This window comes from Streptomyces thermodiastaticus (assembly GCF_014656135.1).
Lineage (GTDB): Bacteria > Actinomycetota > Actinomycetes > Streptomycetales > Streptomycetaceae > Streptomyces > Streptomyces thermodiastaticus.
The window spans coordinates 62219-74804 of record NZ_BNBV01000003.1 but is presented as its reverse complement, the minus strand read 5'-3'; the positions used below and the strand labels follow the sequence as shown (position 1 = coordinate 74804).

11 protein-coding genes, 1 pseudogene and 1 riboswitch are annotated in these 12586 nt (G+C 73.4%); of the genes and pseudogenes, 7 read left to right on the top strand and 5 right to left on the bottom strand.

Annotated elements, in window-relative coordinates; translation table 11 throughout:
* Positions 1-6: 6 nt before the first annotated feature.
* Together IE286_RS03945 and IE286_RS03940 are read right to left on the bottom strand one after the other, a co-directional pair.
* The gene (locus tag IE286_RS03945; RefSeq protein ID WP_189795180.1) at positions 7-372 is read right to left on the bottom strand and encodes an Rv2175c family DNA-binding protein; all 366 of its coding nucleotides are present in this window, start codon (positions 370-372) and stop codon (positions 7-9) included.
* 213 nt (positions 373-585) lie between these two features.
* A complete protein-coding gene (locus IE286_RS03940; protein ID WP_189795179.1) occupies positions 586-1809 on the bottom strand; it encodes an NAD(P)/FAD-dependent oxidoreductase in 1224 nt (407 codons plus the stop codon).
* 148 nt (positions 1810-1957) lie between these two features.
* A riboswitch (TPP riboswitch) is annotated at positions 1958-2069 on the top strand.
* Here IE286_RS03940 and thiO point away from each other — a divergent pair.
* From thiO to IE286_RS03915, 5 genes and pseudogenes are all read left to right on the top strand, one after another.
* Positions 2067-3233: a glycine oxidase ThiO gene (gene thiO, locus IE286_RS03935; protein ID WP_189795178.1), complete on the top strand. Its 1167-nt coding sequence runs from the start codon at positions 2067-2069 to the stop codon at positions 3231-3233. (Overlaps the previous riboswitch by 3 nt.)
* 17 nt (positions 3234-3250) lie before the next feature.
* Entirely contained in the window at positions 3251-3451 is a 201-nt protein-coding gene (gene thiS / locus IE286_RS03930) for a sulfur carrier protein ThiS (protein ID WP_189795429.1), read from the top strand.
* A 3-nt stretch (positions 3452-3454) separates the two neighbouring features.
* Positions 3455-4246: pseudogene (locus IE286_RS03925) on the top strand (thiazole synthase); the annotation flags it as partial.
* A 100-nt stretch (positions 4247-4346) separates the two neighbouring features.
* Entirely contained in the window at positions 4347-6284 is a 1938-nt protein-coding gene (pknB, locus tag IE286_RS03920; RefSeq protein ID WP_189795177.1) for a Stk1 family PASTA domain-containing Ser/Thr kinase, read from the top strand.
* A gap of 73 nt (positions 6285-6357) precedes the next feature.
* Positions 6358-7236 (top strand): deoxyribonuclease IV, encoded by an 879-nt coding sequence (locus tag IE286_RS03915; RefSeq protein ID WP_189795176.1) that lies wholly within the window; start codon positions 6358-6360, stop codon positions 7234-7236.
* A gap of 15 nt (positions 7237-7251) precedes the next feature.
* Here IE286_RS03915 and IE286_RS03910 read toward each other — a convergent pair whose 3' ends face one another.
* Positions 7252-7908: a sulfite oxidase-like oxidoreductase gene (locus IE286_RS03910; RefSeq protein WP_189795175.1), complete on the bottom strand. Its 657-nt coding sequence runs from the start codon at positions 7906-7908 to the stop codon at positions 7252-7254.
* A 147-nt stretch (positions 7909-8055) separates the two neighbouring features.
* On the opposite strand from IE286_RS03910, the gene bfr reads away from it, so the two are divergent.
* Complete coding sequence (bfr, locus tag IE286_RS03905; protein ID WP_189795174.1) at positions 8056-8574, top strand: bacterioferritin; 519 nt, start codon at positions 8056-8058, stop codon at positions 8572-8574.
* A gap of 28 nt (positions 8575-8602) precedes the next feature.
* On the opposite strand, the gene IE286_RS03900 is transcribed toward bfr, so the two are convergent.
* Positions 8603-8863, bottom strand: a complete 261-nt coding sequence (locus tag IE286_RS03900) for a (2Fe-2S)-binding protein (RefSeq protein ID WP_189795173.1) — start codon at positions 8861-8863, stop codon at positions 8603-8605.
* Positions 8864-9020: 157 nt separating this feature from the next.
* On the bottom strand, positions 9021-10376 hold the full coding sequence (locus IE286_RS03895; RefSeq protein ID WP_189795172.1) for a class II 3-deoxy-7-phosphoheptulonate synthase: 1356 nt from the start codon (positions 10374-10376) through the stop codon (positions 9021-9023).
* Positions 10377-10690: 314 nt separating this feature from the next.
* On the opposite strand from IE286_RS03895, the gene IE286_RS03890 reads away from it, so the two are divergent.
* Positions 10691-12550, top strand: a complete 1860-nt coding sequence (locus IE286_RS03890) for an anthranilate synthase family protein (RefSeq protein ID WP_189795171.1) — start codon at positions 10691-10693, stop codon at positions 12548-12550.
* The last annotated feature ends 36 nt before the right edge of the window (positions 12551-12586 follow it).

The following is a 12586-nucleotide window of genomic DNA, read 5'->3' as shown; positions in this document are numbered from 1 at the left end:
CGGTGGTCAGATGGCGAGCGCCTGGGCGCGGCGCTTCACCTCGGTGCCCCGATTCTCGCTCAGGGCCTGCGCGGGGGTGCCGGGCAGGGTCGGGTCGGGGGTGAACAGCCACTCGATCATTTCCTCGACCGTGAAGCCGTCGTCCCGCAGGAGCGTCAGGGTGCCGGTGAGGCCCTTGACGATCTTGTCTCCGTCGATGAAGGCGGCGGGGACCTGCAGCACCCGGTTCTCCCCCCGGCGTACGGCGATGAGCTGGCCCTCCTTGACCAGCTGCCGCACCCGCGTCACCTCGACGCCGAGCCGTTCGGCGACGTCGGGAAGGGTGAGCCAGGCGGGGACGAGAGCATCGATCTTCGCGTCAATCTCGGTCACGGAACCAAGCGTGCCATCTGCCACCGACAGTCGGAAGCCAACCGCGTCCACCTGCGACGACCCGTCGCGCGGAAGATCACACGGCAGGACGCGCGCGGGGGTGCGAAAGCCGCGCGGCGGCCGGAAGCCGCGGGTCCCGCCGAGGTCGCGGCCGCGCCGCCTGCCGACGGGGAAGCCGGGTGAACCGGAACGGCTGCCGGGCCTCCGCGGGCGTCACGCGACCGCGGCCTTCAGCGGGCGCGACGCGTCCGGCAGCAGGGCGGGGTCGAGCGGCCGGCCGGACTCGATCAGCCGCCTGCCCTGGGCCACGTCCCGCGGCCGGCCGACGGCGAGCAGGGCGACCAGCCGGTTCTCGCGCAGCCAGCACACCGACCAGGCCGGGCCGTTCGGGTCGCCGCGCCAGACCATGCTGTCGGCGGCCGTGTGGTGGCCGGCGTACTGCACGAACCGGCCGAACTGCTCGGACCAGAAGTACGGCACCGGGTCGTACACCGCGGCCTGGCCCATCACATGGGCGGCGACGGTGCGGGGGCCCTGCAGGGCGTTGTCCCAGTGGTGCACGAGCAGACGCTCGCCGTAGCGCGCGGAGGGGAAGGAGGCGCAGTCGCCGACCGCGTACACGTCCGGCACCGAGGTGTGCAGGTGGTCGTCGGCGAGCACCTCGCCGTGCGCGCCCAGCTCGATGCCGGAGCCGGCCAGCCAGGCGGTGGCGGGGCGGGCGCCGATGCCCACGACGACGGCGCCCGCGGGCAGCCGTGTGCCGTCGTCGAGCACCACGGCTCCCGGTTCGATCCGCTCGACGCGGGCGTGCGTGCGCAGCGTCACACCGCTCTCCGCGTACCAGGCGGCCATCGGCGCGGTCACCTCGGCGGGCAGGGCGCCCGCCAGCGGCCGGCCGGCGGCCTCGACGACCGTCACCGCGCAGCCCGCCTCGCGCGCGGCGGTGGCGAACTCGGCACCGATCCAGCCGGCGCCGACGACCACGATGTCCTGCCGGCCGGCGAGCACCGGCCGCAGCCGCGCGGCGTCGTCCAGGGTGCGCAGCAGGTGGACGCCGGGGACGCCCTCGGTGCCCGGCAGGCGGACCGGTTCGGCGCCGGTGGCCAGCACGAGCACGTCGTAGGGGACCGGCCCCTCGGAGGTGTCCAGCACATGCTCCGCGGGGTGCACGGCGAGCGCCTCGCAGCCCAGGCGGAGCCGGAGCGACAGCGCCTCGAAGTCGATGTCGAAGGCGGAGCCCTCGGCCGTGCCGAGCAGCACGGCCTTGGACAGCGGCGGCCGGTCGTAGGGCTGGTGGGGTTCGGCGCCGATGAGGGTGACGGTGCCGGTGAAGCCCTGTTCGCGCAGGGCGACCGCGGTCTGCACGCCGGCCATGCCCGCCCCGACGACGACCACGCGCCGCGGACCGCCCGTGCTCTTCTGCGTCTGCTCGCTCACCCGATCACCATAGACAGCCCGCGTCCCGCCGGGCACAGGGCGAGGGGATTGCTGTCTTCTCTGCGGGGTCCGCGTGCCGGGCCGCTGCCCCGGCGGGTGGCCCCTCCCCGCTCTTACAAGATCGCGGCCCGGCGGCTAGGGTGGCCGTACAAGCATGCGCGGGAGCCCGGACGCACCGGGCTGAGAGGGAGGCTGGCGGCCTCCGACCGTACGAACCTGATCCGGGTCATGCCGGCGAAGGGAGGGGCTTTTCGCCCATGTCGTTGTCACGTACTTCGGACGTCCTCGTGATCGGGGGCGGCATCATCGGTCTGGTCACCGCCTGGCGCGCGGCGCAGCGCGGCCTGAGCACGGCGGTGGTGGACCCCGAGCCCGGCGGCGGCGCCGCGCAGGTGGCCGCGGGGATGCTGGCCGCCGTCACCGAGCTGCACCACGGCGAGCAGACGCTGCTCGGGCTGAACCTCGCCTCCGCGCGCCGCTACCCGGACTTCGCCGCCGAGCTGACCGAGCTGACCGGCCACGACCTCGGCTACCGCCGCTGCGGCACCCTGGCCGTCGCGCTGGACGCCGACGACCGCACCCACCTGCGCGAACTGCACGCCCTGCAGCGGGCGTCGGGCCTGGAGTCGGAGTGGCTGTCCGGGCGCGACTGCCGGCGCCTGGAGCCGATGCTCGCGCCCGGCGTGCGCGGCGGGCTGCGGGTGGACGGCGACCACCAGATCGACCCCCGGCGGCTGGCCGGCGCGCTGATGGCGGCCTGCGAGCAGGCGGGGGTGGTCTTCCACCGGACGTGGGCCGAGCGTCTCGTCGTGCGGCGGGACCGGGCCGCGGGCTGCGAGCTGCGCGACGGCTCACGGCTCGGCGCTCGGCAGGTGGTGCTCGCGGCGGGCAGCCGCAGCGGGCAGCTCGCGGGCGTACCCGACGACGTGCTGCCGCCGGTGCGGCCGGTGAAGGGGCAGGTGGTGCGGCTGACCGTGCCCAAGCGGTACGCGCCGTTCCTGAACCGCACCGTGCGGGCCGTGGTGCGCGGCAGCCAGGTGTACCTCGTGCCGCGGCTCAGCGGCGAACTGGTGATCGGCGCGACCACCGAGGAGCTGGGCTGGGACACCACGGTGACCGCGGGCGGGGTGTACGAGCTGCTGCGCGACGCGCACGAGCTGGTGCCGGGCATCACCGAGCTGCCGCTGACCGAGACCCGCGCCGGACTGCGGCCCGGCTCCCCGGACAACGCGCCGCTGCTCGGGCCCACCGAGCTGCCCGGGCTGCTGCTGGCCACCGGCCACTACCGCAACGGCGTGCTGCTCACGCCCGTCACGGGCGACGCCCTGGCGCACGCCCTGACCACCGGCGAGCTGCCTGAGGTCGCCCGCCCGTTCACCCCGCGGCGCTTTCGCACCGCCGTCCTCACGGAGCTGCCCGCATGAACGTCTCCGTCGCCCACGTGACCATCTTCATCAACGGCGAGCCCCGCCGGGTGGCGCCCGGCACGTCCCTCGACGCGGTCGTGCGCTCCCTGACCGCCGCGCCCTCCGGGGTGGCCGCCGCCCTCAACGAGACCGTCGTGCCGCGCGCCCGGTGGGCCTCGACACCGCTTCGTGACGGGGACCGGGTCGAGGTGCTGACCGCCGTCCAGGGAGGCTGACCCATGACCGACGACCCTCTCGTCCTCGGCGGCAGGACCTTCACCTCCCGGCTGATCATGGGCACCGGCGGCGCGCCGAGCCTGGACGTGCTTCAGCGGGCGCTGAAGGCCTCCGGCACCGAACTGACCACGGTGGCGATGCGCCGGGTCGACCCGTCGGTGCACGGCTCGGTGCTGTCCGTGCTGCGGAAGCTGGACATCCAGGTGCTGCCCAACACGGCGGGCTGCTTCACCGCCGGGGAGGCGGTGCTCACCGCGCGGCTGGCCCGCGAGGCGCTCGGCACCGACCTGGTCAAGCTGGAGGTCATCGCCGACGAGCGCACCCTGCTGCCCGACCCGATCGAGCTGCTGGACGCGGCGGAGACACTGGTCGACGACGGTTTCACGGTCCTGCCGTACACCAACGACGACCCGGTGCTCGCCCGGAAGCTGCAGGACGCCGGCTGTGCCGCGATCATGCCGCTGGGCTCGCCGATCGGCTCCGGGCTCGGCATCCGCAACCCGCACAACTTCCAGCTGATCGTGGAGCAGGCGCAGGTGCCGGTGATCCTGGACGCGGGCGCGGGCACGGCCTCGGACGTGGCCCTGGCGATGGAGCTGGGCTGTGCGGGGGTGATGCTCGCCTCCGCGGTGACGCGGGCCCAGGAGCCGGTGCTCATGGCCGAGGCGATGCGGCACGCGGTCACCGCGGGCCGGCTGGCCCGGCGGGCGGGCCGCATCCCCAAGCGGTTCTTCGCCGAGGCCTCGTCCCCCACCGAGGGGCTGGCCCGGCTGGACCCGGAGCGTCCCGCTTTCCCGCACACGCGTGCGGGCAGTGTCACAGGTCGGCTGCGGTCCGCCGCCGAGGTGACCGAGCAGGACAGTGCTGTCGGGGGCGGCTCGTAGACTCGCCTGCGTGGACACGACCCTTCAGGACCCTCTCGTCGGGCAGGTGCTCGACGGCCGGTATCGCATCGACGCGCGGATAGCCGTCGGAGGCATGGCGACCGTCTACCGGGCCCTGGACACGCGGCTGGACCGCGTGCTCGCGCTGAAGGTGATGCACCCCTCGCTCGCCGCGGACGCCTCCTTCGTCGAGCGGTTCATCCGGGAGGCGAAGTCCGCCGCCCGCCTGGACCACCCGAACGTCGTCGGGGTGTTCGACCAGGGGACGGACGGGTCGTACGTCTACCTCGCCATGGAGTACGTCTCCGGCTGCACCCTGCGGGACGTGCTGCGCGAACGCGGGGCGCTGCCGGTGCGGGCCGCGCTGGACATCCTGGAGCCGGTGCTGGCGGCGCTGGGCGCCGCGCACCGCGCCGGCTTCGTGCACCGCGACATGAAGCCGGAGAACGTCCTGATCGGGGACGACGGCCGGGTCAAGGTCGCCGACTTCGGACTGGTGCGGGCGGTGGACGCGGTCACCCACACCACCGGCACGGTACTCGGCACGGTCTCCTATCTCGCGCCGGAGCAGATCGAGGAGGGCACCGCCTCGCCGCGCGTGGACGTCTACGCGTGCGGGGTGATGCTGTACGAGATGCTCACCGGGGCCAAGCCCTACCAGGGCGAGACCCCGGCCCAGGTGCTCTACCGGCACGTGAACGAGGACGTGCCGCCGCCGTCCGGGGCCGTGCCGGGCCTGCCGGCGGAGCTGGACGAGCTGGTCGCGGCGGCCGCCGCGCGCACCCCCGACGAGCGTCCGGCCGACGCGGTGGCGCTGCTGGCGCGGGTGCGCGAGGCCCGTGCGCGGCTCGGCGACGACGAGCTGGACGCGCTGCCGCCGCAGGCCCGCACCACCGGTCACGACAACGCCGAGGACCGCACGAGCGTCCTGCCGCGCGCCCTGGCGGTGCCGCGTCCGCTGCCCGTGGACGGGGACGAGGAGCCGACCGACGCCTTCCACCGCACCAGCCGGCTGGACACGCCGGTCCCGGACGCCGGCGCCCGCCGGCCGGGCGGCCTGCGCCGCCGGCGCGCGCTGGTGGCCGCCGTGGCCGCCGTCGTGCTGGTCCTCGTGGGCGGCGCGGGCCTGTGGTACATCAACTCGGGCCAGTTCACGACGGTCCCGCCGCTGCTGTCGAAGACCGAGGCCCAGGCCCGGCAGCGGCTGGAGGCGGCCGGGCTGAAGGTCGGCGGCGTCGAGCACGCCCACAGCGACACCGTCGCCCGGGGCACGGTCATCAGCACGGACCCGTCGCCCGGCACCCGCATCCGCGACCACGGCTCGGTCACGCTCACCGTCTCCGACGGCCCCAAGACCGTCCGCGTGCCCGATGTGCGGGGCCGCCCGCTGGACACGGCGCGGCAGCGGCTGCGCGCGGCCGGGCTGGAGCCCGGCATGGTCAGCCGGGCGTTCAGCGAGGACGTCCCCAAGGGCACGGTGATCCGCACCGACCCGCCGGCGGGCACCGAGCGGCACTCCGGCTCGGCGATCGCGCTGGTCGTCAGCCGCGGCCGGCCCGTGAAGGTGCCGGACGTCACCGGGGAGGACCTGGACGAGGCGACGTCCGACCTCGGGGAGGCGGGCCTGAAGGTCACGGTCGCCCCGGAGCGGGTCACCTCGGAGTTCGACGCGGGCCAGGTCGCCCGGCAGAACCCGCCGGCCGGCCGGCAGCTGGCCGAGGGCGACACGGTCACGCTGACCCTGTCCAAGGGCCCGGAGCTGGTCGAGGTGCCGGACGTCACCGGGGACAGCGTGGACGACGCCAAGCGGACCCTGGAGGAGGCCGGCTTCCGGGTGAAGGAGGACCGCGGGCTGCTCGGGCTGTTCGGCGACACGGTGAAGAAGCAGTCGGTCAAGGGCGGCGACCGCGCCCCGAAGGGGTCGACGATCACGATCACCATCCGGTGAGCGGGGGCGCCACGGTGCCCGGTCCCGGGGCGCCGCACCGGCGCTCTGCGCCGGCTGGCATGCTGGGGGTGTCATGACCCCACCCTCTTCCTTCCCCGTGCCGCGCAATCCCGTCGGCGGCCATGTGCCCGTGGCCGGCGGACTGCACAAGGTGGGCCTGGCCTACGCCCGTGAGATCCAGGCGGAGACCGTGCAGGTCTTCGTCGCCAACCCGAGGGGCTGGGCCACGCCCGCCGGGAACGCGCGGCAGGACGACGCGTTCCGGGCCGCCTGCGCCGAGGCGTCGCTGCCGGTGTACGTGCACGCCCCCTACCTGATCAACTTCGGTTCGCACACCGAGGCCACCGTCGAACGCTCGGTGGACTCGCTGCGGCACTCGCTGCGGCGGGGCCGGGAGATCGGCGCCTCGGGTGTCGTGGTGCACACCGGCAGCGCGACCGGCGGACGACAGCGGCAGGCGGCGCTGCGGCAGGTGCGGGAGCGCCTGCTGCCGCTGCTGGAGGAGCTGGGCGACGACGACCCGTGGCTGCTGCTGGAGTCCACGGCCGGCCAGGGCGCCTCGCTGTGTGCGCGGATGGAGGACTTCGGGCCGTACTTCGAGGCGCTCGACGCCCACCCGAAGCTCGGGGTGTGCCTGGACACCTGCCATGTGTTCGCCGCCGGGCACGACCTGACCGGGCCGGACGGCGTGCACCGGACGCTGGACGCGCTGGTGGAGACGGTCGGCCCGGGCCGGCTGAAGCTGATCCACGCCAACGACTCGAAGGACGTGGCGGGCGCGCACAAGGACCGGCACGCGAACATCGGTGCCGGCCACATCGGCGAGGAGCCGTTCCGCGCCCTGACGACCCACCCGGCCACCGCGGGCGTGCCCTTGATCATCGAGACGCCCGGCGGCAAGGAGGGCCACGCGGCCGACGTGGAGCGGCTGAAGAAGCTCAGGGCCGGCTGAGCCCCGGCGCCCGTCTCACAGCTCCGGCCCGTCCCCCGGTTCCTCCTGGTAGGAGTAGCGCTGCTCCTTCCAGGGGTCGCCGATGTTGTGGTAGCCGCGTTCCTCCCAGAAGCCGCGGCGGTCACTGGTCATGTACTCCACCCCCCGCACCCACTTGGGGCCCTTCCAGGCGTACAGGTGCGGGACGACGAGGCGCAGCGGGAAACCGTGCTCGGCGGTGAGCAGTTCGCCGTCCTTGTGGGTGGCGAACAAGGTGGTCTCGGCGGTGAAGTCCGACAGGCGCAGATTGGAGCTGAAGCCGTACTCGGCCCAGACCATCACATGGGTGACGTCCGGGGCGGGCGGCGCGATCTCGAGGACGGTGCGGGCGGGGACGCCGCCCCACTCGGCACCGAGCATGCTGTACTTCGTCACGCAGTGCAGGTCGCCCACCACGGTCGTGTAGGGCAGGGCGGTGAACTCCTCGTGCGTCCAGCAGTGTTTCTCGCCGTCGGCGGTCGCGCCGAACACGCGGAACTCCCAGCGTTCGGGCCGGAACTTGGGCACCGGCCCGTAGTGGGTGACCGGCCAGCCGCGCTGCAGCCGCTGCCCCGGCGGGAGTCCCTGCCGTGCCGCCTGCTCCGACGCTGCTCGCGGCGCCCCTCCTGATCCTCTCTGCTCCGGCTGACCCATGACTCCATCCTGACAGACGGGAGGGGGTGCATCGGACCATGCGAGGGATAAAACGGGCATCTCCTACTAAGCGTGAACTTACTGGATGATTATGGATACCGGTGACATCATGCGGACCCCAGGGCTGTCCGGAAGGAGCACACCGCGATGCAAGGCGACCCCGAGGTCATCGAACTGCTCAACGAGCAGCTGACGGCCGAGCTCACCGCGATCAACCAGTACTTCCTGCACTCCAAGCTGCAGGACCACAAGGGGTGGACGAAGCTCGCCAAGTACACCCGGGACGAGTCCTTCGACGAGATGCGGCACGCGGAGCTGCTGACCGACCGCATCCTGCTGCTGGACGGACTGCCCAACTACCAGCGGCTGTTCCATGTGCAGGTCGGGCAGACGGTGACCGAGATGTTCCGCGCCGACCGGCAGCTGGAGGCGGAGGCCGTCGACCGGCTGCGCCGGGGCGTGGAGATCATGCGCGACAAGGGCGACATCACCTCGGCCAACATCTTCGAGGCCATCCTCGCCGACGAGGAGCACCACATCGACTACCTGGACACCCAGCTGGAGCTGGTGGACAAGCTGGGCGAGGCGCTCTATCTGTCGACGGTCGTCAAGCAGAGGCAGCCGGACGCCTCGGGTCCGGGCACCCACGGTTTCTCCACGCCCTGAGCGGCCGCCGCCGGGGCGAGACGTTGGCTCAGGCCGCGTCGTCGAGGTCCTGCGGGCGCGCGGCCGAGGAGGCGGCGGGCAGCCGGCCGAAGGCGGGGGCTCCGCGGTCGATCAGCTCCCGGCGCGGGCAGGCGCCGCGGCCGAGCAGCGCCTGGATCCGGCGGACGCAGCCGCCGCAGTCGGTGCCGGCCTTGCAGGCGGAGGCGATCTGGCGGGGCGTGCAGGCGCCGTTCTCCGCGTGCTGTTTCACCTGCTGCTCGGTGATGCCGAAGCAGCTGCAGACATACACGCGGCTCACCTCCCGCCGGACCGGATCAGGAACCCCCTCCCGAGCATCCATCTCGGTGAGGTAAACCTAACCTTACCTGGCGTGCGGGAGCCGGGAAAGCGCGGGGGCGCGGATCGTGTGTGATCCGCGCCCCACTCGGCGGTCCGTCACGGCGCCGTCACTGGTTGCGGTACATCTCCGCGACGAGGAACGCCAGGTCCAGGGACTGGCTGCGGTTCAGCCGCGGGTCGCAGGCCGTCTCGTAGCGCTGGTGCAGGTCGTCGACGAAGATCTCGTCGCCGCCGCCCACGCACTCGGTGACGTCGTCGCCGGTCAGCTCCACATGGATGCCGCCCGGGTGGGTGCCGAGCGCCTTGTGCACCTCGAAGAAGCCCTTGACCTCGTCGAGCACGTCGTCGAAGCGGCGGGTCTTGTGCCCGGAGGCCGCCTCGAAGGTGTTGCCGTGCATCGGGTCGGTCACCCAGGCCACGGTCGCCTCGGAGGCGGTGACCTTCTCCACCAGCTCGGGGAGCTTGTCGCGGATCTTGTCGGCGCCCATGCGCACGATGAAGGTCAGCCGGCCCGGCTCCCGCTCGGGGTCCAGACGGTCGATGTACTGCAGCGCCTCCTCGGCCGTCGTGGCCGGGCCGAGCTTGATGCCGATCGGGTTGCGGATCCTGGAGGCGAACTCGATGTGCGCGTGGTCCAGCTGCCGGGTGCGCTCACCGATCCACACCATGTGCGCGGAGACGTCGTACAGCTGGCCGGTGCGCGAGTCGACCCGGGTGAGCGCCGACTCGTAGTCCAGCAGCAGCGCCTCGTGCGAGGAGTAGAACTCGACGGTCTTGAACTCCTCCGGGTCCGCGCCGCAGGCCCGCATGAAGTTCAGGGCGTTGTCGATCTCGCGGGCGAGCTGCTCGTAGCGCTGGCCGGCCGGGGAGGACTTCACGAAGTCCTGGTTCCAGGCGTGCACCTGCCGCAGGTCGGCGTAGCCGCCGGTGGTGAAGGCGCGCACCAGGTTCAGCGTGGCCGCCGAGGCGTGGTACATCCGCTTCAGCCGCTCGGGGTCCGGGACGCGGGACTCGGCGGTGAACTCGAAGCCGTTGACGGAGTCGCCGCGGTAGACCGGCAGCGTCACCCCGTCGCGGGTCTCGGTCGGCTTGGAGCGCGGCTTGGAGTACTGGCCGGCGATACGGCCGACCTTGACCACCGGCACGGACGCGGCGTAGGTGAGCACGGCGCCCATCTGCAGCAGCGTCTTCAGCTTCGCCCGGATGTGCTCGGCGGACACCGCGTCGAAGGACTCGGCGCAGTCGCCGCCCTGGAGCAGGAACGCCTCACCCTTGGCGACGGCCGCCATCCGGGCGCGCAGCTGGTCGCACTCGCCCGCGAAGACGAGCGGCGGATAGGTCTCCAGCTCCGCGACGACTTCGCGCAGAGCCTCGGGATCGGGGTAGTCGGGCTGCTGCGCCGCGGGCAGATCGTGCCACGTCGCTCGCGCGGCGACGGCTTGGGAATCAGCGTTCACGGTCACATCGTCCACCTTACGGGGTCGTGGCGGGCCGTCCTCCGCCCGGCTCGACAGGTGAGACGACACGGTCCGTGACCGCACACGACCCGAGCGGTCACCCCGTCCCGGTCGTCACGCCGCGGTGACGGCGTGCGTTACAGTTCCTCGCATGTACGTGCCGACGCACCAGACGTGGTGGTGGACCGCTTCCGTGGCGGCCCGCTGACAGCGCGTACGCTCGACTTCGCGACAGGCCGCCCGAGGGGCGGCCTTCGTCGTATGCGGCACCCGGGCCGTTCCTCGCCGGACCGACGGCAAGAGATACGGAAAGAGGACCCGTGAACCTGGCACGGCTGCTGCCCGACCCCCGCCCCTTCGCCCTGCTCAGACGCCGCACGCCGGGCGGCGACCACGACCTGGTGGAGGTGCTGCTCGGCCCGGTGCGCACCGTCGAGCGCCTGGCCGGCCTGCCCGACGAGTGCCTGGCGATGGTGCCCTTCCGGCAGATCCGCGAGCGCGGTTTCGACGTCCGCGACGACGGCACCCCGCTGGTGGCGCTGGTGCCCGAGGAACGGCATGTGATCCCGCTGGAGCAGGCGCTTCAGCAGCTGCCGGCGCACCCGGTGCGGGTCACGGGCGGCGGCTTCGACGTCGGCGACGAGGAGTACGAGCGGATCGTCGGCCGGGTGCTGCGCGACGAGATCGGCGCGGGCGAGGGCGCGAACTTCGTGATCCGGCGCACGTACCGGGGCGAGATCCCCGGTTTCGGGCGGGCGGACGCCCTGGCGCTGTTCCGCCGGCTGCTGGACGGCGAGCGCGGAGCGTACTGGACGTTCGTCGTGCACACCGGGGAGCGCACCCTGGTCGGGGCCAGTCCGGAGGTGCACGTGCGCTGCTCCGGCGACACGGTCGTGATGAACCCGATCAGCGGCACGTACCGGTATCCCGCCGAGGGGCCGACCACCGAAGGCCTGCTGGAGTTCCTCGCCGACGGCAAGGAGACCGAGGAGCTGTCGATGGTCGTCGACGAGGAGCTGAAGATGATGTGCACCGTCGGCGACCGGGGCGGTGTCGTCGTCGGGCCGCGGCTGAAGGAGATGGCGCACCTGGCGCACACCGAGTACGAGCTGCGCGGGCGGTCCTGTCTGGACGTGCGGGAGGTGCTGCGGCAGACCATGTTCGCGGCGACCGTCACCGGCTCGCCGGTGCAGAACGCCTGCCGGGTCATCGAACGGTACGAGTCCGGCGGCCGCGGCTACTACGCGGGGGCCCTCGCCCTGCTCGGCCGGGACGGCGGAGGTGCGCAGACCCTCGACTCCCCCATCCTCATCCGCACCGCGGACATCGACGCGGCCGGGCGGCTGACGGTGTCGGTGGGCGCGACGCTGGTCCGCGGCTCCGATCCGGCGAGCGAGGCCGCGGAGACCCATGCGAAGGCGGCGGGCGTGCTGGCGGCGCTGGGCGTGCGTCCCGCCCGGCCGCGCGCCGAGCGAGAGCTGCCCCGGCTCGCCGACGATCCGCGGGTGCGGGAGGCGCTGGACGGGCGCCGGGCCTCGCTGGCGCCGTTCTGGCTGCGGATGCAGCGGCGGCCGTCCGAGGTCGTCGGGCACGCCCTGGTCGTGGACGGCGAGGACACCTTCACCGCGATGCTCGCGCATGTGCTGCGCTCGGCGGGCCTGGAGGTGACCGTGCGACGCTACGACGAGCCGGGGCTGCGAGCGGACGTGCTCGCGCACGACGGGCCGGTGGTGCTCGGCCCCGGCCCCGGGAACCCGGCGGACGCCGCCGACCCGAAGATGCGTCTCCTGCGCGAGCTGGCGGCAGCCGTGATCCAGGAGCGCCGGCACGGGGTGCTGGGCGTGTGCCTGGGCCATGAGCTGATCGCGGCGGAGCTGGGACTGGACATCGTCCGCAAGCAGGTGCCGTACCAGGGGGCGCAGACCACGATCGACCTGTTCGGGCGCCCGGAGACGGTCGGGTTCTACAACAGCTTCGCGGCCCGCTGCGACGACGAGGCGGCGCGGGAGCTGGCGGCGCACGGCATCGAGGTGAGCCGGTCGGCGGACGGGGAGGTGCACGCGCTGCGCGGGCCGGGATTCGCGGGTGTGCAGTTCCACCCGGAGTCGGTGCTGACGCTGAACGGGGCGGCGATCGTGCGGGAGCTGGTCCTCCCGCTGTGCGCGAGCCCGGCGCGGTGAACGGCGCGGGGCCCGCGGTGCGGTCCCTCCCGCGGG

Excerpts from the sequence above, each read along its gene's own strand:
- IE286_RS03915 (WP_189795176.1), top strand. The coding sequence starts at position 6,358 with ATGACCCCACCCTCTTCCTTCCCCGTGCCGCGCAATCCCGTCGGCGGC.
- thiO (WP_189795178.1), top strand. The coding sequence starts at position 2,067 with ATGTCGTTGTCACGTACTTCGGACGTCCTCGTGATCGGGGGCGGCATC.
- IE286_RS03910 (WP_189795175.1), bottom strand. The coding sequence starts at position 7,908 with ATGGGTCAGCCGGAGCAGAGAGGATCAGGAGGGGCGCCGCGAGCAGCG.
- bfr (WP_189795174.1), top strand. The coding sequence starts at position 8,056 with ATGCAAGGCGACCCCGAGGTCATCGAACTGCTCAACGAGCAGCTGACG.